We start from the raw sequence: 21,753 nt of genomic DNA, 5'->3' as shown, positions 1-21,753 counted from the left end.
CCCCGAAACCGGGCGACGAGCACAAAAGTAGGTTTGTGGGAGGTTCTCAGGTACCTACCGAAGTCGGTAACTTGCCGACGTCGACCGGCGATCTTGTCCGCGTCGGCGGCTACTAGAGTTCCCGCGCGAGGGGGAACCATGACCGAGCACGATCCCGAGCTGTTCGACGAGCTGATGCGCGAGGAACGCCGTCGCGCCCGCCCATCGGTCGGCCGTCGCGTGGCCGCAGGGCTCGTCACCTTCGCGGTGTTCCTGGTCGCCGCCGTACTCGTCAACCGGGCCGCCAATCGACCCGAGCAACTGCCCGAGGGCACGGCGCACGGGCTCGACGTCACCGCGGGCCAGTGCTTCTGGTCCCCGACGGGCACGGGCGAGGTCGACGTGCTGCTGCGGTCCTGCACCGATCCGCACACCGCGCAGGCGTTCGCCGTGCTCCCGCTCCCGGAGGGGGCGGACGCGCCTTACCAGCCGACGCTGGATCGCTGCACCGCCGCCGCCCACCCGGTTTCCGATGCGCGCGTGCAGGTCATGACGCCGTACCTCCAGAGCAGCAAGCACCAAGCGGTCTGCTACTACCGGTTCTCGGTCGAGCTGACCGCGCCCGTCGGCTAGGACTCCGCCGGCTTGGTCCACGCCACCTGGACCAGCCCCGTGCCGTGCCGGCGGGAGACCAGCGTTCCCCGGCCCGGCGGCTGCGGTGACGGCTTGACGTCCGCCAGCAACGCCCCTTCGTCCTTCGTCCCCGACATGATCAACCCCGGCGAGCCCAGCTCCCGCAGCCGCTGCAGGACCGGCTCGAACAACGCGCGGCCCGCGCCACCGGACCCGCGCACGATGATCACGTGCAGCCCGATGTCCCGCGCCTGCGGCAGGAACTCCAGCAACGGCTGCAACGGGTTCCGCCCGACCGTCGCCACCAGCTCGTAGTCGTCCACCAGGACGAACAGCTCCGGCCCGCGCCACCACGAGCGGTTGCGCAGCTGCTCCGGCGTCACCGAAGGACCGGGCAACCGGTTGCGCATCGCGGTGGCGCACTCGGTGATCAGTTCCGTCAGCTTGCCCTCGGCCCCCGCGTACCCCAGCAGGTGCGGCTCCGACACCGCGCCCAGCAGGCCGCGGCGGTAGTCCGCGACGATGATCGCCGCCTCGTCGGGGCTGTACTTCGCCGTGATGCCGTGGGCGATCGCGCGCAGCAGCGAACTCTTGCCCGACTCGACGTCGCCGAAGGCCACGAAGTGCGGGTCCGCCGCGAAGTCCAGGTGCACCGGGCGCAACGTCGATTCCGCGATGCCCAGCGTGACCTGCTTGCCGGGGGCCGCGGGCAACCCGTCCAGCGGCACCTCGGGCGGCAGCAGCCGGACCTGCGGCGCGCGCGGGCCCTTCCACGCGTCCGAAATCCGGCGCACGAGGTCGACGCCGCCCGCGCCGATCGTCTCCGGGCGCTGGTCGCCGTCGATGCGGGGCAGCGCGGCCAGGAAGTGCAGCTTCTCCGCCGTGATGCCGCGGCCGGGCCGGTCGGCGGGGACGTTGACCGCGACCTTGCGGTCGATCGAGGAGTCCATCGGATCGCCCAGGCGCAGCTCGAACCGCGTGCCGATCGCGTCGCGCAGCTGGGCGCGGACGCCGATCCACTGGTTGAGCGAGACGATCACGTGGATGCCGAACCCGAGCCCGCGCGCGGCCAGCCCGGTGATCTGCTCCTCCAGCTGCTCGTACTCCTGCCGGATCGTGGTCCAGTTGTCCACGAACAGGAACACGTCGCCGAACTCGCGGCCGTCGGTGCTTTCGGCGAACTCCGCGCGCCGCTGGCGGAACGTCGTGATCGACTCGATCCCGTGCGCGGAGAAGTACTCCTCGCGCTGTTCCAGCAACGTGGTCAGCTCGGCGACGACCCGGCGGCAGCGCTGCGCGTCGCGGCGGGTGGCGTAGCCGGACGTGTGCGGCAGCCCGGCGATCGGGGCCAGCGCGCCGCCGCCCATGTCGAGGATGAACAGCTGCACCTCGGCCGGGGTGTGGGTCAGCGCGAGCATGCCCGCGATGTCCTTCATCAGCGTCGACTTGCCGCTCTGCGGCGCGCCGACGATCAGCGCGTGGCCGCCCGCGCCGGAGAAGTCGGCCCACAGCATGTCCCGGCGCTGCTCGAACGGCTTGTCCACCAGCGCGACCGGGATCGTCAGCTTGCCGTTGCCGCCCCAGCCGAGCGGGCACAGGCCGCGCGCGGCGTCCTCGCCCAGCGGCGGCAGGAGCTGCTCCAGCGTCGGGGGCTCGTTCAGCGGCGGCAGCCAGATCTGGTGCGCGGCCGGCCCGCGGCCCTCCAGCCGCGAGAGCATCGCGTGGATGATCGTCTCGCCGGTGCCGTCGGCCTTGGGCGCGTCTTCGACTTCCGTCGTCACCGGGATCTCCACCGGCGCCAGCGAGAACGGCAAGACGCCGAGCTCCTGCCCGTCCTCGCGCACGACCGTGCTGCGCGGCGGCAGTTCCCCGGAGACGTACGCCGCCTTGAGGCGGATCAGCGAGTCGGTGTCGGCCTTCAGGTACGCCGACCCCGGCACCGGCGGCAGGTGGTAGGCGTCGGCGACCCCCAGCACCGCCCGGCTTTCGGCGGCGGAGAACGTCCGCAGGCCGATCCGGTACGACAGGTGGGAATCGAGCCCGCGCAGCCGGCCCTCTTCCAAGCGCTGCGACGCCAGCAGGAGGTGGATGCCCAGGGACCGCCCGAGCCGGCCGATCGCGACGAACAGGTCGATGAACTCGGGCCGCGCGGACAGCAGCTCGGAGAACTCGTCGATGATGACCAGCAGCGACGGCAGCGGCTCGAGCGGCGCGCCGTCCGCCCGCGCCTTCTCGTAGTCGCGCACCGACGCGTAGTTCCCCGCCGCGTGCAGGAGTTCCTGGCGGCGCAGCAGCTCGCCGTTCAACGCGTCCGCCATGCGGTCGACCAGCGCGAGGTCGTCGGACAGGTTGGTGATGACGGCGCAGGTGTGCGGCAGGCCGGTCATCCCGGCGAACGTCGCGCCGCCCTTGAAGTCGATCAGCGCCAGGTTCAGCGTCTCCGACGAGTGCATCACCGCCAGCGCGGTCACCAGCGTCCGCAGCAGCTCGCTCTTGCCGGACCCGGTCGCGCCGATGACCAGGCCGTGCGGGCCCATGCCGCCCTCGGCCGACTCCTTGAGGTCCAGCTCCACCGGACGGCCCTCGGGGTTGACGCCCAGCGGGATCCGCAGCCGGTCGCGCGCCGCGCGCGGGGCCCACGTCACGGTCGTGTCGGTGTCGCGCGGGTCGCCGATGCCGAGCAGCCCGGCCAGCCCGAACGTCGACGACATCGGCTTCTCGCCGACGACCGCGGCCGGGGTGTGCAACGGCGTCAGCATGCGGGCCAGCGCTTCGGCGGCGCCGCGGTCGAGGACGTCCGGGCGGCCGAGGAACCCGAGCCGCTGCTCGGTGGCGTCGCCGACGACCATGCCGAGGGAGTCGGGTGCGGTGTGCAGGCTCAGCAGCCGCTCGGTCGAAAACGTCCGCGGGTGCTCCTGCCCGATCTCGAGGACCGTGACGCCGAGCCTGCCGTCCTCGCCGATCAGCCGGGTCTCGCCGTGGGCGTTGCCGCCGTCGACGACGACGATCAGGTGCGGCAGGTCGAGCTCGGCCGCCGCGCGGCGGCTGAACGCGGGGCGTTCGCCGAGGTCGGCGCCGAGCAGCTCGGCCAGCCCGGCCGCCGAGTCGGCCGCCAGGCGCCGGGACCCGACGGCGTCGGTCGCGCCGGCCGCCGTCGCGTGCGGCAGCCACTTCGCCCATTCCCAGTCGTGCTGCCGGTCCGCCGAGACGCACAGCGCGACGCGCAGGTCGGCGGGGGAGTGGAAGGTGACGAGCTGGCACAGCAGCGCCCGCGTCAGGCCGAGCACGTCCGGCCGCCGCCCGGCCACGGTGACCGCAGCGAACGAGCGCAGCGACAGCGCCACCGGCAGGCCGTCGACCGTCGAGTAGGTGCGGATGAAGTGCTTCAGGCTGGTGGAGGATACCGGGTCGAGGTCCTCCAGCGGCACGGTCTGCGGCGCCTTCAGCGGCGTCGCGAGCCGCTGCGGGCCGGTGCCCGCGCGGACCTGCGCGAACTGGCCGTCGGTGCGCCGCCGGTCCCACAGCTTGCCGGTCTCGACGTAGGCCCACAGGTCGGCGGGGTCGGGCTGGACGGCGACCATCGCCGCGCGCTGGCCGTCGGCGATGTCCCGGACCTGGCTGCGCAGCCCGGACAGGTACCGCTGGTAGTCCCGGCGCTCGTCGTTGATCTGCGCCTTCTTGGCCATCCCGCCGCGGCCCAGCGACATCACGACCATGCCGCCCATGGCGCAGATGAACAGGGCGCCGAAGATCCAGGTCATCACCCCGCCGTCGCGTCCGATGTAGACGAACGACATCGCGCCCATGCCGAGCATCATCGGCAGGAACATCATCAGCTGCACCATGCCGCCGGACGAGCTCTTCGGGAGCATCGGCGGCGACTGCAGCACGATCTCGGTCGGGCGCTCGGGCGAGAGGCTCATGTAGCAATGCTCCAGCGGATCGGGATGGCTCTGACCGGTATTTTGGCCACTCGCCGACACCGCGCGGTGGGTACTTTTGCCGTCCGCCCGCTTCCGGGGCCGAACCTACGCTCTGCCGAGCAGCCACCCGCGGAAGGAGAGCCATGGCCGGCGAGTACCGGGCTGAGCCCGAGGCGATGCGCTCCTCCGTCGGCAATGTCGGAGGCATCATCGCCCACGGCATCAACGCGGTGTCCGACCTCGAACGCCTGGTCGTGCAGCCGCTGTCGTTCGCGGGCTTCGGCAGCGCCGTCGCCGCCGCGAACGCCGCCCTGCACTCCAGCCAGGTCACCGCCGTCCGCACGCTCCTGCAGCTGCTGCAGCAGATCAACGGCCTGGTCAAGGCCAGCGCCGACGCCTACCAGGCGGCCGACGAGGCCACCGCGGCCGGCTACGGCGGCGGCCACGACGGCTCGACGGCTCCGACGTCGTCGATCTGGGGGAGCCCGCACGCCTCGGAGCTCGCCACCCTGGCGATCAACGACAGCGCGGGCGCCCACGGCGAGCCGTCGTCGGTCGGGAACGTGCTGCGCTACCTGGGGGACGCGCGGCTCGGGCGGCTCGGCGACCACCCGATCACCGACACCCGCTTCCACGGGGTCGCCGACTTCAACGACTGGCTGGCCGGCGACGCCGACAACCAGGCGCGCGTCGGGCTGATCGAGGTCTACGCCGGCACCGCGCGCACCTTCTCCGACGTCCCCGGCGGCGTGCACAGCGGGGACGTCGTGGTCGTGGAGCCGCTGCTGTTCTCCGACCGCCAGCCGGTCATCGGCGTCGCCGGCGACGGCGGCCGCCTCTACAACCACGGGCTCCTCGACGCCCGCATCAGCGGACTGGCCAAGGTCAGCGTGTACCGGCCCGCGTCCGTCGTCGCCTGATCGTCCGTCCTTGAATCTCTGTGAGGTCCGATGCTGACTTTCCCGAACTCCAGCGCGATGGACGCGACCGCGTCCTCGGGCGGGCCGATCACCATCCTGCCGCAGATCGTCACGGGCCAGCCCGAGCAGATCGCGAAGCACGTGGCCGACCTCGTCCGCAAGGCCGAGCAGTTCCTCAGCATGTACAACGAGCTGACGAAGGCCGCCGACCAGCTCGGCAAGATCTGGTCCGGCGCGGCGAGCGAGTCGGCGCTGAAGAAGATCTCCGACTCCCTCGACCAGCTCACGAAGATCATCAACGTCGTCCAGAAGGGCGCCGAGCTGCTCGGCGTCTCCGGCACGCTGATCAAGACCGCACAGGAGGCCTACCGCGCGGTGGTCTCGGCGGTGAACCCGACGGTCGCCGCGCTGATGTCGAACTGGTGGACCTACGGCGCGGCGGTCGCTTTGTCGACCGCGACGAGCGCGTCGCTGCGGGCGTTCATCACCGCGATCGGCGCGCTGCTCAAGGCGCTGGGCGCCGTCGACCTCGCCCAGCAGATCACCCAGCTCGCGCAGGTCATCGGCCAGATCGAGAAGCTCTTCCACCACGACTCCGGCAGTGCGGGCGCGACGACGCCGTCGATCGGGAACACCCCGGTCACGGCGCCCCAGGCCCCGTCGCCGGTGGCGAGCCCGTCGGGGCAGCAGGCGGTGGCGGGCGGGAGCGGCGGGGGGATCCCGCAGCAGCCTTCGTTCACCGACTACACCCCGCCCGCGCTCGCCACCGGCGGCGGTTCCAGCTCTCCGGGCGTGCCGGTCTCCGGCAACGGCACCCCGCTGAACCCGGCGAACAGCTGGATCGCCGTCGACCCGGCGCAGCACGGCGCGACCGTGCCGACCCAGCCGGCGCCGATCACCCAGCCCGCGCCCGCACCGGCTCCGGTGCACAGCGCCGACGAGGTCGTCATCCACACCAACCTCACCACCGGTGAGTCCACTGTGGAGGCTCCGGGCGGCCAGGACTTCGACCTCGACATCGACCTGGACTACAACGGCAAGCACTTCAGCCAGCACGTCGGCTACGACGCCGCCGGGAACTAGCCGTGTGGTCCTCGGGGGTCGTCGACGCGTCGGGGGTGGTCAGCTCCGTGCTGTCCGGGTACCGGCGCGTCCTGGTCGAGTGTCAGAGACGGGTCACCGGCGACCCGGGGGCGCTGAGCGCCGCGTCGCAGCGGGTCGCCACCCAGGCCTCGACGGTCTCGGGCAAGGCCCGCGAAGTCGGCGACTCCGCGAAGGCGTTGCACGCGGACTGGGACGGCGACGCCTACACCGCGTTCGCGACGGCGACGGGCAAGCTCGGCGAAGAACTCACCGAGGCGGCCACCAAACTCGACGACCAGGCGAAGCGGCTCGCGACGGCGGCGCAGCTGGTCCAGTCCGCGAAGGCCGCCGTCGACTCGATCATCGCCCAGTTCGACCAGTACGCCCAGCAGCTGACCGCACAGGCCCGCGCGGTGAACTCCGGCTCGGTCGGCGCGTTCATCCAGGCCGCGCGGCAGCTCGGCGAGCAGAGCGTGCAGGCCGCCCGCCAGGTCGTCGACGAGTTCTCCGAGGCCCTCGCCGAGCTGTTCCCGCCGGAGGGCACCCAGCGGCTGGAGTACAAGCTGGGCAAGAAGACCTGGGGCCCGCTGGGCTGGCTCAACGGCAGCACGCTCGACGGGCGCAAACGGCCGCGCGGCGCGCCGTCGTGGTTCAAGAACTCGGGCTGGAAGAAGCTCACCTGGGACGGCCTCGAAGGCACCCGCGCGCCGAAGAAGGCGGACACACCGTTCGGGCAGCCGAAGCCGGAGACCGTCAAGGACAAGCTCGGCCGCAACACCGAGATCACGTACTACAAGTTCAAGCACGAGCAGGACGGCTTCACCCCGGAGTACGACGGCAAGATCACGTCGAAGGGCTGGGACGTCGGCGCGTCCGGGCACACCGAGCTGGCCGCCCTGAAGGAAGAGGCCGAGCTCAAGGGCGACTGGGGACCCGCCTCGGCGCACGCCAAGGGCACGGTCTTCGCCGGCGGCGAGGCGAGCGCGTCCGGCACGATCGGCGCGCACGGCGTGGGCGCGCACGCGAACGTCTTCGCCGGCGGCAAGATCGAGGGCGAGGTCGCCGCGGACGTCGCGGGCATCGGCGTCGGCGCGAACGGCACCCTGCAGTACGGCATCGGCGCGCAGCTCGACGCCCAGGCCACCTACGACGCCGGGCACCTCAAGGTCAACTTCAAGGCGGGCGCGGCGCTCGGCCTCGGCGCCGGGGTCGGCGCGAAGATCGACATCGACCTGCCGAAGCTCGGCCACACCATCGGCGAGTACGGCGGCGCCGCCGTCGACGCGGTCAGCCACGCGGCCTCCGACGCGGCCGACGCCGTCGGATCCGCTTGGGACGACGCCGTTTCGTACGTGGGGCTGTGATGACGCTTCCCCTCGACTTCGTCATCCCGGACGGCTGGACCGCCGTCGACCCGGGTGACTCCGGTGCGGTGTTCGTCGCCGTGCACGACGCCGCACCGGGCGAGTTCGTTCCGAACATCACCGTGAGCGTCCAGCAGCGGCCGGACGACGCGTCGATCGACGACATCGCCGCCGAAGCCGTCGAACGGCTTTCGCTGACGCTGGCCGGCCTCGAAGTGCTGAGCCGCCGGGACGTCGGCGCCCCGGCCGCACCCGGCGTCATGCAGCTGCTGCGCCTGCGCACCGGCGAAGGCGACGAACTGATCCAGACCCAGGTGCACCTGACGGTCCCCGGCGCCACGCCGGAGGAGCGGCTGGTGCTCGAGCTCGCCTGCACGGCCGCGCCCGCGACCGCGCGGCGGCTCTCACCCGGTTTCCAGCGGTTCGTGGGCAGCGTCCACGTCCGCCAGCACGAAGGGACGCAACAGTGACCGATCCGTACGCGGTGCCGGACATGGACGAGCTGCTCGCTCAGGTGCGCAAGCAGACCGAAGAGGTCCAGCGGATCCAGCGCACGGTCGAGGCGATGGAGGTCAAGGCGCACTCGCGGCAGAACGAGGTCACCGTCACCCTCCGCGGCGACGGGCGCTTCACCTCGATCGACATCGACCCCCGCGCGATCCGCGAGTACGACGCCCGCAACCTCTCGGAGATCGTGCTGGAGGCGGTGAACGCCGGTCTGCAGAAGCTCGCCGAGGCGTCGAACGCCAAGTTCGCCCCGGTCATCGCGGCCGCCAAGAACGTCTGATGACCACCGCCGCTCTCACGGGGACGACCCGGCGGGTCACGGTGGTGACCCCGCGGGCCCGCGTCGACGTCGCCCTGCCGCAGCAGTCGACCTTCGCCGAGCTGGTGCCGCAGCTCGTGCGGCTGGCCGGGGCGTCCGGGCAGGCGTCGGCCGAACACCCGGGCTGGGTGCTGTCCCGGCTGGGTGGTGCGCCGCTGGCCTTGGGCCTGAGCGTCGCGGCCGCCCAGATCCGCGACGGCGAAGTGCTGCACCTGACCCCGCGGGAACGCCCGCGGGGTCCGCTGCTGTTCGACGACGTCATCGACTCGATCGCCAGCGTCGCCGACTCCTCCGGTGGCTGGAGCCCGTCGGTCGCGCGGCGGTCCGGTCTCGTGGCGGCGGTCGTGCTGCTGCTGGCCGGTGGCCTCCTGGTGCAGGCCGCGGCGTCCGGCAGCGTCCTCGCCCCGATCGGGACCGGGCTGCTGGCCCTGGTGCTGTTGCTGGGCGGTGGCGCGCTGAGCCGGGCCTACGGCGACGCCGAGGCCGGTGCCGCGGGTGCGGTCGCGGGAGTCGGGGTCGCGTTGCTGGCCGGGATGGCGATCCTGCCGCCCCACCCGCTGTTCTCGCTGTCAGCGGGTCCGCTGGCCGCGGGACTGGCGGCGGTCACGGTGTACGGCGTCCTGGCGGCGGTCTCGGTGGCCGACCGGTTGCCGTGGTTCGTGGCGATCACGTCGTCGGCGGGCTTCGGCGCGGTGACGACGGGCGTGGTGCTGCTGGCGGGCGTTTCCCCGTTGTCGGCGGCGTCCGTGGTCGCGGTGCTGGCGACGGCGCTGGCGGCGGTGGCCCCGATGCTGGCGCTGCGCCTGGCCCGGCTGCCGCTTCCGCGCGTCCCGGACGACATGGAGGCGTTCCGCGCGGACGAGCAGCCGTCGCTGGGCACGGAGATGATCGGCCGCACCTCCCGCGCGCAGGCGGTGCTGACGGGGTTGCTGGTGGGCCTCGGTGTGGTGGTGCTGGCTTCTTCGGTCGTGCTTTCCACGGGTGGGCCTTGGGAAGCGGGGCTGGCCGGGGTGCTGGGCGTGGCGTGGATCCTGCGGTCGAGGTCGTACGCGGGCCGCGTCCAACGCCTGGTCCTGGTCGGTTTCGGCGTGCTGTCGCTGGTGTCCGCGGGGGTGTGGCTGGTCGCCTCGGGCGACCGCACGGTGGTGTTCGCGGCCGGCGGCACGGTGATCCTGGCGGCGGTGGTGTGCCTGGTGTACGCGACGCGGGTGGCGCGCGGGCTGCGGTCGCCGTACTGGTCGCGGCTGCTGGACGTGTCGGAGTTCCTGGTGCTGCTGTCGCTGGTGCCGTTCGTCGGCATGATCGCGGGGGTGTACGAGGCCGTCCGCGGCTAGGATAGCTTCGTCGCATGACCTCCGACCCCAAGGACGATCTGCGCCGGTACCTGCAGACGGCGCGCGAGGCGCTGGTGTGGAAGCTCGACGGCCTTTCCGAGTACGACCTGCGCCGGCCGATGACGCCCACCGGGACCAACCTGCTCGGCCTCGTCAAGCACCCGGCCGGGGTCGAGCTCGGGTACTTCGGCGACACCTTCGGCCGGAAGTTCCCGGAGCCGCCCCCGTGGTACGAGGCCATGGACGACGAGCCCAACGTCGACTTCTGGGCGGCCGAGGACGAGTCCCGCGACGACATCGTCGGGCTCTACCGGCGCGTCTGGGCGTTCGCGGACGAGACCATCGAGGCGAACCCGCTGGAGGCGGTCGGCGAGGTCCCGTGGTGGCCGCCGGAGCGCCGCGAGACGACGCTGCACCGGGTGCTGGTGCACGTGATCGCCGAGATCAACCGGCACGCCGGCCACGCCGACATCGTCCGTGAACTCGTCGACGGCGGTGCCGGCCTGCGGGCCGACGCGTCGAACCTGCCCGAGCAGGACGCGGACAAGTGGGCGGAGTACCGCGAGAAGCTGGAGCGGGTGGCCCGCGCGGCCGGGTCGTAGCGAGGCCGCGCGGGCCCGTGCTCAGCGTTTGAGCGTGAAGGTGAAATCGGCCGAGAGCCGGCTGTCCAACCGGACCGCCGACACGAGTTTCCCTTCCGCCAGCAGCCTTTCGACTTCGGTGCGCGGCAGTGCGCACCCTTCCGCGACGAGCCGCACCGGCCGGATCGGGATCGGTGCGGCGAAGCGGACCGACACGTCGATCACCTCGCGGTCGAGGTGGTCCGTTCCGCCGGTGTCGAGGCGCCAAGCGCCTTCCCAATCGAGGGCGACGCGGTTGCGGCGCAGCAGAGCCGCGTCTCGCAGCAGCTCGGCGGCCAGGCCGGGATCGTTGTGGTGCAAGCGATCCAGCAGCTCGGGGCACACCGAGCGGACGTTCGTCCGCTCGAAGACCGTGAGCTTGACGGTGTCCCCGCAAGAAGTGCAGAGCGCGAGGAGCCAGGCGTCGATCAGCTTGTGGTGGGCGTTGACCCGGAACTTGCCGGTCGTCCGGAAGGTTCCCGACGCGCACTCGTGGCAGCGGCGGCGGACGAGCGGCAGGCGGGTGGGCAGGACAAACCAATGGGAGAGCACAGAAGTACACCGGTTCCCGTGAGAATTCCGCAGCAGAAGGCGGCGTGACGCACAGCGGCGTCACGCGACGGTCAAGCGCTCGGGTGTTCTCACGCGATGTACAACGGCACGTCCCGGACTCGGCGACTCGGTCAGACGCAAGATAACGGCGCGGGACCGCGCCGTGAAACCGATTTTTCAGGCATCCAGCGCGAGGGGGAGGGTCTGGCGGACCGCGGCGCCGTGCCGCCCGTGCAGCGGGACCACCGGGATCCCCGGCGCCGGCACCGGCGCACCCGGCCGGGCACCCACCCGGATCGTCACTTCGGCCTTCTCACGCCCGCCCGGCGTCCGGGTGAGCGTGTACGACGTCGCCGTGAAAGCCGCTCCCGGCACCGAAAAGTCCAGCACCCGGGCCGACCGCGGCCGGAAGCACATCTGGGCCCCGCCACCCCACGTCCACGACCGCCACCGGTCGGGCTCGCCACCGGGCGCCCCTTGGACGCCCAGCGCCACGCGAAGCTCCTTCGCCAGCTCACCGGCCTCCAGCACGGTGCTCTGGTAACCCGCCTCGGCCAGCGCGCCCATCAGGCTCAGCGCCGCCGACGCCGTGCTCCGCAACGCGCCGAGGTCGCCACCGCCGCGGGCCAGCGCCGCGACCGGGGCCAGGTCCGGCCGGTAGCGGACGGCCAGCCAGCGGACGCGCAGCACCTGCTCGCCGCGCGGGATGGCCCACGTCAGCAGCTGGGCCGACGCCAAGGGCACGTCCGTGCGCCGGTACGCCTCGTGCAGGGCGTCCACCAGCGGTCCCGGCGCGCCCGGCCCCTGCGTCAGCCGGACCAGCGCGCTCCAGCCGCCGTCGACCTCGGCGACGCCGAAGCGGTTGCCCGCGCGGTCGACATGCTGGCGCACCTTCACCGGCCCGGCGACGTGCAGCAGCGGATCGGGGCTCTCGTGGCGCGTGTCGTGGCGTCGCAGCCGGAACGCCGTCCAGGTCAGCGCCCAGCCGGCCAGGTGCCGTCCGGCGAACCGCACCGACGTCAGCAGCACCAGCAGCCCGGCCGCCGCGCTCACGCCGATCCGCACGGGCTGCGAGACGCCGTCGACCAGCCACGCGAGCAGCACGGCGATCCCGGCGATCTCCCACAGCGCGGCCTGCAATGGCCGGACCGGCAGCAGCCAGGGCAGCGGCGTGGACGCGGGCCGCGGCGGTGCCGGGCGCACGGCGCCGGCGGTTTCGACGGACACGGGCTCCCCTTTCCCCGGGTCCCCGACGCTACTGTCTCCCCAGATGCCGCGTGGGCGTAAAAATTACCCTCCCCTTGCCTTGTCCGGGTGCCTAACGTCGGGCGCTCGGGAGGACGACACACAGCCGGGGGCCAATCAGCGTGTGGACGCAGCGGGACCAGATCCAGGCGTACCAGTTCCTCCGGCGCAGGCTCGTCTCCGCACTCGTCGCGGCCGACGCCAACCACCCCGTCTCGCCCAGCCGCCGGCTCGTCCTCGGCACCGTGCTGGGGCTCGTCGCCGCCCTGCTGGTCACCGCCGTCTTCGGCATCATCGGCCTGCTCAACCCCTCCGGCGGCAAGGACTGGCTGGCCGGCGGCAAGGTGATCGTCGAGGAGGGCACGGGCGCGCGGTTCGTGCTCGGTGCCGACGGCGTGCTGCACCCGGTGCTCAACTACGCCTCCGCCCGCCTGCTGGCCGGTGGCGCCGGCGACGCGACCGTGTCCGTCTCCCCGGAGAACCTCGGCAAGGCCGGCCGCGGCACCCAGATCGGCATCCCGGGCGCCCCCGACTCGCTGCCCGCCGCGAGCGCGCTCGTCACGACGCCGTGGACGAGCTGCAGCCGCACCACCCAGGACGCGCCCGCCTCGGCCGAGCCGCGCACCGCCGTCCTGCTCGCCGCGCCCGCGTCCGGCGTCGAGCTGCCGCGCGACCAGGGCGTGATCGTCCGGCTGCCGTGGGGCGACCGGTTCCTGCTCGCCGGCGGCCGCCGCTACAAGCTCTCCGACGAGGCCGCGACCGCGCTGCAGTTCGACAGCTACCCGACGATCGCGGTGTCCGCGCGGTGGATCGACACCGTCCCGGCCGGCCGGGACCTGACCGCGCTGCCCGTCGGCGGCGCCGGCGACCGCGGCCCCACGGTGGGCGGCCGCGACACCCGTGTCGGCGAAGTCCTCGCCGTCGTGGACGCGATGGCCGCGCCCGGCTCCGCGACGTCGTACTACCTCGTGCGCCGCGACGGGCTCGAACCGGTCGGGCAGACCGAGGCGAGCCTGCTGGTCACCACCGAGGCCAACGCGGCCGCCTACGAAGGGACGCCGAAGCCCGTCGAGGTTCGCGCGGCCGACGTCGCCGCCGTGCCGAAGGTCGCCGCGCCCCGGGCCGGCGGCGCCGACCCCGCGGCCTTCCCGGACCGCATTCCCGGCAAGGCGCCGATCACCGGCGGCTCGGTCGCGTTGTGCGTTCAGGGCAGCCGGTTGCTCGTTTCGGCCGAATTCCCGCTTTCCCCTGGTGCCAAGGCAATCCAGGTCGCCACGAGGACCGAAGCACGGGTGGCGGACGAGGTGTTCGTTCCCCCGTCGGGGGGAGCCGTCGTCGTCGAATCCGGCTCGGCCACCACGTATTTGGTGACTGATACGGGCCGGAAGTACCCGGTGGTGAACGCGCAGGCATTGGCCTCGCTCGGCTACGGAAGCGTGGCGAAGTCACCGGTCGCAGGTAGTTTGCTGGCATTGGTGCCGACGGGCCCCGCGCTGGACCCGGCCACGGCCGGGCAGCCGGCTCCGTCGGGTGGAACGGGGTGAAAGTCGTGCAAATGACAGAAGAGCGTTCGACCGGCGAAGTGGGCCAAGGGCGGGTCCGCGTCGCGGTCATCGAGGACCACCCGTTGTACCGCGTCTCCGTGGAGCGGGTGCTGGCCGAAGCCGAGTTCGTCGAACTCGGCGCGGTGGTGGACTCGGTGGCGCGGTTCCACGTGCACCGGCAGCCGCCGGGCAGCGTGGTACTGCTGGACCTGGGCCTGCCCGGCGTCGCGGGGGCGGCGGCGGTGCTGGAGGTCTGCGAGCTCGGGCACCACGTGCTCGTGGTCTCCGCGCAGGCCGAGCCCGAGGTCGTGCTGGGGGCGATCGCCGCGGGGGCGCGGGGGTTCCTCTCCAAGGACGTCGACGCGGACGAACTGCTGATCGCGATCAAGACGGTGGCCGACGGCGGCGCGTACGTCTCCGCCGTGGTCGCCGGGATGATCATGAAGGACAACGCGGACCGGCCCGCCGTCTCGGCGGACGTCGAGCTGTCGCCGCGCGAGGAACAGGTGCTGCGGCTGGTCGCGGCGGGGGAGCGGGACGTCGACATCGCGCTGATCCTCGGCATCGGCGTCCGGACCGTGCGGGGCTACCTCGACCGCATCCGCGACAAGACCGGCGAACGGCGGCGGCCGGGCCTGGTCAAGGAGGCCATCCGGCGCGGCCTGATCGGCGGTTCCGGGCCTCGTCGCGGCGGCCGCAAATGAGCGAACCCGCCGACAACGACGTCCCGGCCCCGGCTCCGGCGCCGCGCCGGATCGCCGTCGGCGTGATCGAGGACCACCCGCTCTACCGGTACGCGCTGACGCGCGTGCTCACCGAAGCGCCCGACATCGAGCTCGGCGCGGTCGCGGATTCGGTGGCCCGGTTCGCGGTGCAGGACCAGCCGGCGGGCAGCGTCGTGGTCCTCGACCTCAAGCTCCGGGGCGTCCAGGACGCGGCCGCGGTCCTGGAAGTGGGGCAGATGGGGCACAAGGTGCTGGTGGTGTCCGCGCACGCGGAACAGCCGGAGGTGCTGGGGGCGATGCAGGCGGGCGCGAAGGGGTTCCTGTCGAAGGACGTCGACGGCGACGAGCTCCTGCGCGCGATCCGCACGATCGCCGACGACAACGCGTACGTGTCGCCGACGCTCGCGGGGATGATCATCCAGGACAGCGAAGAGCGGCACGCGGGGCCCAAGATCGTGCTGTCCGAGCGCGAGAAGCAGGTCCTCCGGCTGGTGGCGGCCGGGGAACGCGACGTCGACGTGGCGGAGATCCTGAACATCAGCGTCCGCACGGTCCGGTCCTACCTGGACCGCATCCGCGACAAGACGGGCGAACGCCGGCGCGCGGGGTTCGTCCGGGTCGCGATCCGCGAAGGCCTCCTCCGCTAGAGCCGGCGGTTGGCCAGGGCTCCCGTCGCCGTGCGGGCCTTGGCCGACACCGCCGGGTCCACGTCCACCACGAGCGTCTCCGTGCCCGCGCCCGCGGCGGCGTGCACCCGGCCGAACCCGTCCGCGACCAGCGAATACCCGACCCCGGTCGGTGCCTTCGGGTTCACCGTGACGCCGGTCGCCGACGGGTCGGCCTGGCCGCACGCCAGCACCCAGCAGCCCGAATCGAGGGCCCGCGCCCGCACCAGCACCTCCCACTGCTCGCGCTTGCCCTCGCCGGCGCCCCAGGACGCCGGCAGCAGCACGACGTCCGCGCCGTCGTCGGCCAGCGCGCGGAACAGCTCCGGGAAGCGCACGTCGTAGCAGGTCGCGACGCCGTAGACGACGCCGTCCAGCTCGAACGTGGTCACCGAGGTGCCCGGCGCGACCGTGTCCGACTCCGCGAAGCCGAACGCGTCGTAGAGGTGGATCTTGTCGTAGCCGCGGTGCTGCCCGCGGCCGGTGACCAGCAGCGTGTTGCGCACCCGGCCCGCGTCCGCCGGGGTGAACATCCCGGCGACGACCACGACGTCGTGCTCGGCCGCCACCGCGGCCACCGCCGACGCCCACGGGCCGTCGAGCGGCTCCGCGACCGGGGCGAGGGGCCGCCCGAACCGCGCCATCGTCGCTTCCGGGAACACGACGATCCGCGCGCCGTCGGCCACCGCGGCCTCGACGCCGGAGCGAACCAGCTTCAGGTTCGCCTCCGGATCGTCACCCGAGTTGACCTGGCACAACGCGATTCGCGCCACCGCTGCCTCCTGCATGCTGGGATCGGCCGTCACCGGGGAGTATCGCTGAAAAGCGGCTGGGCGTGACCTCGTACCCTGGAGGCATGTTGAACCGCACCGACCTGCGCGGGCAGGTCCCGACCGCCGCCGAACTGCGCGCCACGCTCCCTCGCGCCGAATACGACGTGGACGCGGCGCTGCACCTCGTGCGCCCGGTGGTCGAGGCGGTCCGTGACCGCGGTGTCGAAGCCGTCCTCGAGTACACCGAGAAGTTCGACAAGGTGCGGCCGGCGTCCGTGCGGGTGCCGCGCGCCGCGTTGACGCGGGCGCTGGAGCAGCTCGACCCCGCGGTGCGCGCCGCGCTGGAGGAGTCGATCGCCCGCGCCCGCAAGGTGCACGCCGAGCAGCGCCGCACCGACGTCACGACCACGGTCGTCGACGGCGGCACGGTCACCGAGAAGTGGGTGCCGGTCGAGCGCGTCGGCCTCTACGCCCCCGGCGGGCTGGCCGTGTACCCCTCGACCGTCGTGATGAACGTCGTCCCGGCGCAGATCGCCGGCGTCGGATCGCTGGTGGTGTGCTCGCCGCCGCAGGCCGCCTTCGACGGCCTGCCGCACCCGACCATCCTCGCCGCGGCCGAGCTGCTCGGCGTCGACGAGGTGTGGGCGGCCGGCGGCGCGCAGGCCGTCGCGCTGCTCGCGTACGGCGGCACGGACACCGACGGCGCCGAGCTCGCCCCGGTCGACGTGGTCACCGGCCCGGGCAACATCTACCTGACCGCGGCGAAGCGCCTCCTGCGCGGGCTGATCGGCATCGACTCCGAAGCCGGGCCCACCGAGATCGCCATCCTCGCCGACGAGACGGCCGACCCGGTGCACGTCGCGGCCGACCTGATCAGCCAGGCCGAGCACGACCCCCTCGCGGCGAGCGTGCTGGTCACGACGTCGGAGCAGCTGGCCGACGCCGTCGACAAGGAACTGGTGAACCGCGTCGCGGCGACCAAGCACACCGAGCGTGTCGCGGAAGCGCTGGCCGGCAAGCAGTCCGGCGTCATCCTGGTGTCCACAGTGGACGACGGCCTGCGTGTGGTCGACGCCTACGCCGCCGAGCACCTGGAGATCCAGACGGCGGACGCACGCGCGGTCGCCGCCCGGGTCCGCAACGCGGGCGCCATCTTCGTCGGCGCGTACGCCCCGGTGTCGCTCGGCGACTACTGCGCCGGGTCCAACCACGTGCTGCCCACCGGCGGGTTCGCCCGCCACTCCTCGGGCCTGTCCGTGCAGAGCTTCCTCAAGGGCATCCACGTCGTGGACTACAGCGAGGACGCGCTGCGCGAGGTCGCCGGGCGCGTCGTCGCGCTGGCCGACGCCGAGGACCTGCCCGCGCACGGCGAGGCCGTCACCGCGCGCTTCGGGGGTTCGCTCTGATGACGATCGGCGAAGAGGTCACCCTGGACCAGCTGCCGCTGCGCGAAGACCTGCGCGGCAAGACGCCGTACGGCGCGCCGCAGCTGGACGTCCCGGTCCGGCTCAACACCAACGAAAACCCGTACCCGCCGCCGCCCGAGCTGGTCGCGGACGTCGCCGAGGCGGTCCGGGCCGAGGCCGCCGAGCTGCACCGCTACCCGGACCGCGACGCGGTGGCGCTGCGGCAGGACCTGGCCGACTACCTGAGCGTGTCGACGCGGGTGGTGCTGTCGGAGGCGAACGTCTGGGCCGCGAACGGGTCCAACGAGGTGCTGCAGCAGATCCTGCAGGCCTTCGGCGGGCCCGGGCGCAGCGCGCTCGGCTTCGAGCCGTCGTACTCGATGCACCCGATCATCGCGTCCGGCACGCGCACCGAGTGGGTCCCGGCGCCGCGCCGGGACGACTTCACGCTCGACACGGCCGCCGCGGCGGCGGTGATCGCGGAGAAGCGGCCGGACATCGTGTTCGTCACGAGCCCGAACAACCCGACGGGCGGTTCGATCCCCCTGGACGAGCTGCGCGCGGTGCTGGACGCGGCGACCGGGATCGTGGTGGTGGACGAGGCGTACGCGGAGTTTTCCTCGCAGGCCAGCGCGGTCCACCTGCTGGCCGACTACCCGTCGTCGTTGATCGTCTCGCGCACGATGAGCAAGGCGTTCGCGTTCGCGGGCGGGCGGCTCGGCTACCTGGCGGCGGCGCCGGCGGTGGTCGACGCGCTGCAGCTGGTGCGGCTGCCGTACCACCTGTCGCGCTTGACGCAGGCGGCGGCGCGGGCGGCGCTGCGGCACGCGGACGCCACTTTGGACAGTGTGCACAAGCTGGCCGCGGAACGCGACCGCGTCGTGGAGGCGCTGGCGGGCCTGGGTTACGACCCGGTGCCGAGCGACTCGAACTTCGTCCTCTTCGGACGGTTCAGCGACCCGCACGCGGCGTGGCTGTCCTATTTGGACAAGGGGGTGCTGATCCGCGAGCCCGGCATCGAAGGGCACCTGCGCGTCAGCATCGGTACCCCGGAGGAGAACGACGCCTTCCTCGAGGCGAGTAAGGAAGTCTCGCGATGACCCGCATTGGCAAGGTCGAACGGACCACCAAGGAGTCCTCGATCTCCGTCCAGCTGGACCTCGACGGCACGGGCGAGGTGGAGATCTCCACGGGCGTGCCGTTCTACGACCACATGCTGACGGCGTTCGGCGTCCACGGGTCCCTCGACCTCAAGGTGGAGGCGACCGGCGACGTCCACATCGACGCCCACCACACGGTCGAGGACACGGCGATCGTGCTGGGCCAGGCGATCCGCCAGGCCCTGGGCGACAAGAGCGGAATCCGCCGCTTCGGCGACGCGTGGATCCCGATGGACGAGACGCTGGCCCACGCGGCGATCGACGTGTCGGGCCGGCCGTACTGCGTGCACGTGGGCGAGCCGGAGCAGTTCACCACCTTCACGATCGGCGGCAACTACCCGTTCGTGCTGACCCGCCACGTCTTCGATTCGCTGTCGTTCCACGCGCAGATCGCGCTGCACGTGCGGGTGATCCACGGCCGCGACCCGCACCACATCGCGGAGGCGGAGTACAAGGCGGTGGCCCGGGCGCTGCGAGCGGCGACGGAGCCGGACCCGCGCGCGGGCGGCATCCCGTCGACGAAGGGCGTGCTGTGAGCAACAGTGTCATCGGCGTCCTGCTGCTCGCCCTCGGCGGCTTCCTGGTGGGCGGGGTCTATTCGACGTGGAAAACGGCCAAGTTCATGGCCGTGGTGCTGGGGGTCGCGGCCCTGCTCGCCATCGGCGGCGCCATCTTCTGGCTCATGAGCTGAGACGGAAAATGCCCCCTCGGACGAGGGGGCATTTCCTGGTTCGTCAGCGGCTCGCGCCGACCAGCTCCCGGGGCTCGTCGCCCGGGGCGTCGAGCTGCTTCGTCAGCTTCTCGCCCTCCACGTCCACGTCCGGCAGGATCCGGTCCAGCCACTTCGGCAGCCACCACGCGCCGCGGCCCAGCAGCGACATCACCGCCGGCACCAGCGTCATCCGGACCACGAACGCGTCCACCAGCACGCCGAACGCCAGCGCGAACCCGATCGACTGGATCAGCGTCGACTCCGCGAGCACGAAGCCGGCGAACACGCTGATCATGATCAGCGCCGCCGCGACGACCACCCGCGCGCCGTGGCGGAAGCCGGTCACCATCGCCTCCTGCGGCTCCGCGCCGTGCACGTGCTCCTCGCGCATCCGCGTCACCAGGAACACCTGGTAGTCCATCGCCAGCCCGAACAGCACGCCGATCAGCAGGATCGGCAGCATGCTCATGATCGGACCGGTCGACTCGACGCCCAGCAGGTCCGTCAGCCAGCCCCACTGGAACACCGCGACCACCGCGCCGAACGTCGCCGCGACCGAGCCGAGGAAGCCGATCGTCGCCTTCAGCGGCACCACCACCGACCGGAACACCAGCATCAGCAGCACGAACGCCAGCCCGACGATCAGCGCGAGGTAGGGCAGCATCGCGTCGGACAGCTTCTCCGAGACGTCGATGTTCGCCGCGGTCTGCCCGGTGACGGCCAGCTTCGCGCCCGTCGCGTTCTCCAGGACACCGGATTCGCTGCGGATCGCGGCGACCAGGTCCTCGGTCCGGGTGCTGCTCGGCCCGCTCTTCGGGATCACCGTGAGCAACGCCGTGTCACCGGTCTGGTTGACGCGCGGCGGGGTGACGGCGGCGACGTCGGGCAGCTTCTGGATGTCCGCCGCGGCCTGGCCGAGCGCGGCCTGGCGGTTGGTGCTGGCCCCGGTGTCGACCACGACCAGCAGCGGCCCGTTCGACCCCTCGCCGAAGCTGCGGCTGGCGATGTCGTACGCCTTCTTCTGCGTCGACTCGGGCGCGGCGGTGCTGTCGTTGGGCAGACCGAGCTGCATGCCCAGCGCGGGCAGCGCGACGACGGCCATCCCGGCCAGCGCGACGAGCAGCACCGGGATCCGGTGGCGGGCCACGAACCGCGCCCAGCGCTCGCCGTGCGTCGTTTCGACCGGCTTGCGGCGCAGCCGGATGCGCTCGCCGGCCACCCGGGTGCCGGCGAAGCCGAGGATCGCCGGCAGCAGCGTCAGCGCGATGACCACGGCGACCGCGACGGTCACGGCCGCGGCGACGCCCATCTGGCCGAGGAACGGGATGCCGACGACGGTCAGGCCCGCGAGCGCGATGATGACCGTCAGCCCGGCGAACACGACGGCCGAGCCCGCGGTGCCGGCCGCGCGGCCGGCGGCCTCCTCGGGATCGCGGCCGAGGCGCAGTTCGTGCCGGTAGCGCGACACGATGAACAGCGCGTAGTCGATGCCGACGGCCAGCCCGATCATCAGCGCGAGGATCGGCGTGTTCGAGTTCAGCTCGAGGAAGCCCGAGGCGAGGAAGATGCCGCCCATGCCGGTGCCGACGCCGATCAGCGCGGTGAGCAGCGGGATCCCGGCGGCGACCAGCGAGCCGAAGGTGATGATCAGCACGACGGCGGCGACCGCCACGCCGAGGCCTTCGGTCGCGCCGGTCTCGGGGATGCCCTGCACGGCGTCGCCGCCGAACTCGACGGTGAACCCGGCGTCGCGGGCCGCGTTCGCCGTGTCGAGCAGCGCCTGACGATCACCGTCGGTGAGCTCGTACGCCTTCGCGCCGTAGCTGACCTGGGCGAGCGCGACGCGCTGGTCGGGGGCGATCGACCGCGCCTGGAACGGGTCGACGACGGCGGCGACCTTCGGTGCTGTCTTCAGCTGCCCGACCAGGGCCTCGACGGCGGCCTTGCCCTTGGCGTCGGTGACCGTGGTGCCCGCGGGGGCCTCGATGACGACGCGGGCGGTGGCGCCACCGGCGTTGGCCTGCGGGAACTTCTCGGTCAGCTGGTCGACGGCCCGCTGCGACTCGGTGCCGGGGATCGTCACCGAGTTCGACAGCTGGCCGGACAGCGTGAGGGCGCCCAGCCCGAGCGCCACGAGGACGGCCGCCCAGACGGCGGCGACCAGCGCTCGCCGTCGGAAGGACACCCGGCCGAGCCGGTACAGGAAGGTCGCCACGAGTCAGCTCCGTTTCGCCCGAACGGGGTCGGTTCACTCCATCTGATTACTGACCAAGCTAGCCGATCGGCAAG

At 72.6% G+C, this 21,753-nt stretch carries 20 protein-coding genes; 15 read left to right on the top strand and 5 right to left on the bottom strand.

Annotated features, from left to right (window positions below; all coding sequences use genetic code 11):
* Positions 1–138: 138 nt before the first annotated feature.
* Positions 139–612: a hypothetical protein gene (locus tag ACWEVP_RS23280; protein WP_452064654.1), complete on the top strand. Its 474-nt coding sequence runs from the start codon at positions 139–141 to the stop codon at positions 610–612.
* On the opposite strand, the gene eccCa is transcribed toward ACWEVP_RS23280, so the two are convergent.
* Positions 609–4,535, bottom strand: a complete 3,927-nt coding sequence (eccCa, locus tag ACWEVP_RS23275; protein ID WP_452064653.1) for a type VII secretion protein EccCa — start codon at positions 4,533–4,535, stop codon at positions 609–611. The genes ACWEVP_RS23280 and eccCa overlap by 4 nt on opposite strands.
* A gap of 143 nt (positions 4,536–4,678) precedes the next feature.
* On the opposite strand from eccCa, the gene ACWEVP_RS23270 reads away from it, so the two are divergent.
* From ACWEVP_RS23270 to ACWEVP_RS23240, 7 genes are read left to right on the top strand one after another with little or no spacing between them, the layout of a single operon-like run.
* A complete protein-coding gene (locus ACWEVP_RS23270; RefSeq protein ID WP_452064652.1) occupies positions 4,679–5,455 on the top strand; it encodes a WXG100 family type VII secretion target in 777 nt (258 codons plus the stop codon).
* A 30-nt stretch (positions 5,456–5,485) separates the two neighbouring features.
* Positions 5,486–6,538, top strand: coding sequence for a hypothetical protein (locus ACWEVP_RS23265; protein WP_452064651.1), 1,053 nt, complete (start codon positions 5,486–5,488; stop codon positions 6,536–6,538).
* Positions 6,539–6,540: 2 nt separating this feature from the next.
* On the top strand, positions 6,541–7,902 hold the full coding sequence (locus ACWEVP_RS23260; protein WP_452064650.1) for a WXG100 family type VII secretion target: 1,362 nt from the start codon (positions 6,541–6,543) through the stop codon (positions 7,900–7,902).
* The gene (locus ACWEVP_RS23255; protein ID WP_452064649.1) at positions 7,902–8,372 is read left to right on the top strand and encodes a hypothetical protein; all 471 of its coding nucleotides are present in this window, start codon (positions 7,902–7,904) and stop codon (positions 8,370–8,372) included. Before ACWEVP_RS23260 ends, ACWEVP_RS23255 begins: the two co-directional genes overlap by 1 nt.
* Positions 8,369–8,689: a YbaB/EbfC family nucleoid-associated protein gene (locus tag ACWEVP_RS23250; protein WP_364445543.1), complete on the top strand. Its 321-nt coding sequence runs from the start codon at positions 8,369–8,371 to the stop codon at positions 8,687–8,689. Before ACWEVP_RS23255 ends, ACWEVP_RS23250 begins: the two co-directional genes overlap by 4 nt.
* A complete protein-coding gene (eccD, locus tag ACWEVP_RS23245; RefSeq protein ID WP_452064648.1) occupies positions 8,689–10,062 on the top strand; it encodes a type VII secretion integral membrane protein EccD in 1,374 nt (457 codons plus the stop codon). The genes ACWEVP_RS23250 and eccD overlap by 1 nt, the downstream gene beginning before the upstream one ends.
* A gap of 14 nt (positions 10,063–10,076) precedes the next feature.
* Positions 10,077–10,664 carry a DinB family protein gene (locus ACWEVP_RS23240; RefSeq protein WP_452064647.1) on the top strand — a complete coding sequence of 196 codons (588 nt, stop codon included), beginning with the start codon at positions 10,077–10,079 and terminating at the stop codon, positions 10,662–10,664.
* Positions 10,665–10,685: 21 nt separating this feature from the next.
* On the opposite strand, the gene ACWEVP_RS23235 is transcribed toward ACWEVP_RS23240, so the two are convergent.
* The gene (locus tag ACWEVP_RS23235; protein ID WP_452064646.1) at positions 10,686–11,234 is read right to left on the bottom strand and encodes a DUF1062 domain-containing protein; all 549 of its coding nucleotides are present in this window, start codon (positions 11,232–11,234) and stop codon (positions 10,686–10,688) included.
* Between the two features lie 177 nt (positions 11,235–11,411).
* Positions 11,412–12,461, bottom strand: a complete 1,050-nt coding sequence (locus ACWEVP_RS23230; RefSeq protein WP_452064645.1) for a type VII secretion protein EccE — start codon at positions 12,459–12,461, stop codon at positions 11,412–11,414.
* Positions 12,462–12,601: 140 nt separating this feature from the next.
* On the opposite strand from ACWEVP_RS23230, the gene eccB reads away from it, so the two are divergent.
* The 3 genes from eccB to ACWEVP_RS23215 are packed head-to-tail and all read left to right on the top strand — an operon-like array spanning position 12,602 to position 15,395.
* A complete protein-coding gene (gene eccB / locus ACWEVP_RS23225) occupies positions 12,602–14,023 on the top strand; it encodes a type VII secretion protein EccB (protein WP_452064644.1) in 1,422 nt (473 codons plus the stop codon).
* An 11-nt stretch (positions 14,024–14,034) separates the two neighbouring features.
* Positions 14,035–14,727: a response regulator gene (locus tag ACWEVP_RS23220; RefSeq protein WP_452064643.1), complete on the top strand. Its 693-nt coding sequence runs from the start codon at positions 14,035–14,037 to the stop codon at positions 14,725–14,727.
* Positions 14,724–15,395, top strand: coding sequence for a response regulator (locus ACWEVP_RS23215; protein ID WP_452064642.1), 672 nt, complete (start codon positions 14,724–14,726; stop codon positions 15,393–15,395). The genes ACWEVP_RS23220 and ACWEVP_RS23215 overlap by 4 nt, the downstream gene beginning before the upstream one ends.
* On the opposite strand, the gene ACWEVP_RS23210 is transcribed toward ACWEVP_RS23215, so the two are convergent.
* Entirely contained in the window at positions 15,392–16,186 is a 795-nt protein-coding gene (locus ACWEVP_RS23210) for a carbon-nitrogen hydrolase family protein (RefSeq protein WP_452064641.1), read from the bottom strand. The two genes, ACWEVP_RS23215 and ACWEVP_RS23210, sit on opposite strands and share 4 nt — an antisense overlap.
* Before the next feature lie 83 nt (positions 16,187–16,269).
* Between ACWEVP_RS23210 and hisD the strand changes: the two genes are divergently transcribed.
* Genes hisD through ACWEVP_RS23190 form a run of 4 tightly spaced genes read left to right on the top strand, consistent with a single transcriptional unit; the run spans position 16,270 to position 19,443 of the window.
* Positions 16,270–17,592, top strand: a complete 1,323-nt coding sequence (gene hisD, locus ACWEVP_RS23205) for a histidinol dehydrogenase (RefSeq protein ID WP_452064640.1) — start codon at positions 16,270–16,272, stop codon at positions 17,590–17,592.
* Entirely contained in the window at positions 17,592–18,692 is a 1,101-nt protein-coding gene (locus tag ACWEVP_RS23200) for a histidinol-phosphate transaminase (RefSeq protein ID WP_452064639.1), read from the top strand. The genes hisD and ACWEVP_RS23200 overlap by 1 nt, the downstream gene beginning before the upstream one ends.
* Positions 18,689–19,288: an imidazoleglycerol-phosphate dehydratase HisB gene (gene hisB / locus ACWEVP_RS23195; RefSeq protein ID WP_452064638.1), complete on the top strand. Its 600-nt coding sequence runs from the start codon at positions 18,689–18,691 to the stop codon at positions 19,286–19,288. The genes ACWEVP_RS23200 and hisB overlap by 4 nt, the downstream gene beginning before the upstream one ends.
* A complete protein-coding gene (locus tag ACWEVP_RS23190) occupies positions 19,285–19,443 on the top strand; it encodes a hypothetical protein (protein ID WP_452064637.1) in 159 nt (52 codons plus the stop codon). The genes hisB and ACWEVP_RS23190 overlap by 4 nt, the downstream gene beginning before the upstream one ends.
* Before the next feature lie 43 nt (positions 19,444–19,486).
* Here the strand turns inward: ACWEVP_RS23190 and ACWEVP_RS23185 are convergent, their stop codons facing one another.
* Positions 19,487–21,679 (bottom strand): MMPL family transporter, encoded by a 2,193-nt coding sequence (locus tag ACWEVP_RS23185; RefSeq protein WP_452064636.1) that lies wholly within the window; start codon positions 21,677–21,679, stop codon positions 19,487–19,489.
* Positions 21,680–21,753 lie beyond the last annotated feature (74 nt).

This window comes from Amycolatopsis sp. NPDC003865, assembly GCF_053605345.1.
Note: the sequence above shows the minus strand (reverse complement) of the source record. Positions and strands in the feature narration are given on the sequence as shown.

What these genes read in the sequence shown, in the direction of transcription:
- ACWEVP_RS23280 (WP_452064654.1), top strand. Translation starts at nt 139, where the DNA reads ATGACCGAGCACGATCCCGAGCTGTTCGACGAGCTGATGCGCGAGGAA.
- eccCa (WP_452064653.1), bottom strand. Translation starts at nt 4,535, where the DNA reads ATGAGCCTCTCGCCCGAGCGCCCGACCGAGATCGTGCTGCAGTCGCCG.
- ACWEVP_RS23270 (WP_452064652.1), top strand. Translation starts at nt 4,679, where the DNA reads ATGGCCGGCGAGTACCGGGCTGAGCCCGAGGCGATGCGCTCCTCCGTC.
- ACWEVP_RS23265 (WP_452064651.1), top strand. Translation starts at nt 5,486, where the DNA reads ATGCTGACTTTCCCGAACTCCAGCGCGATGGACGCGACCGCGTCCTCG.
- ACWEVP_RS23255 (WP_452064649.1), top strand. Translation starts at nt 7,902, where the DNA reads ATGACGCTTCCCCTCGACTTCGTCATCCCGGACGGCTGGACCGCCGTC.
- eccD (WP_452064648.1), top strand. Translation starts at nt 8,689, where the DNA reads ATGACCACCGCCGCTCTCACGGGGACGACCCGGCGGGTCACGGTGGTG.
- ACWEVP_RS23240 (WP_452064647.1), top strand. Translation starts at nt 10,077, where the DNA reads ATGACCTCCGACCCCAAGGACGATCTGCGCCGGTACCTGCAGACGGCG.
- ACWEVP_RS23220 (WP_452064643.1), top strand. Translation starts at nt 14,035, where the DNA reads ATGACAGAAGAGCGTTCGACCGGCGAAGTGGGCCAAGGGCGGGTCCGC.
- ACWEVP_RS23215 (WP_452064642.1), top strand. Translation starts at nt 14,724, where the DNA reads ATGAGCGAACCCGCCGACAACGACGTCCCGGCCCCGGCTCCGGCGCCG.
- hisD (WP_452064640.1), top strand. Translation starts at nt 16,270, where the DNA reads ATGTTGAACCGCACCGACCTGCGCGGGCAGGTCCCGACCGCCGCCGAA.
- ACWEVP_RS23200 (WP_452064639.1), top strand. Translation starts at nt 17,592, where the DNA reads ATGACGATCGGCGAAGAGGTCACCCTGGACCAGCTGCCGCTGCGCGAA.
- hisB (WP_452064638.1), top strand. Translation starts at nt 18,689, where the DNA reads ATGACCCGCATTGGCAAGGTCGAACGGACCACCAAGGAGTCCTCGATC.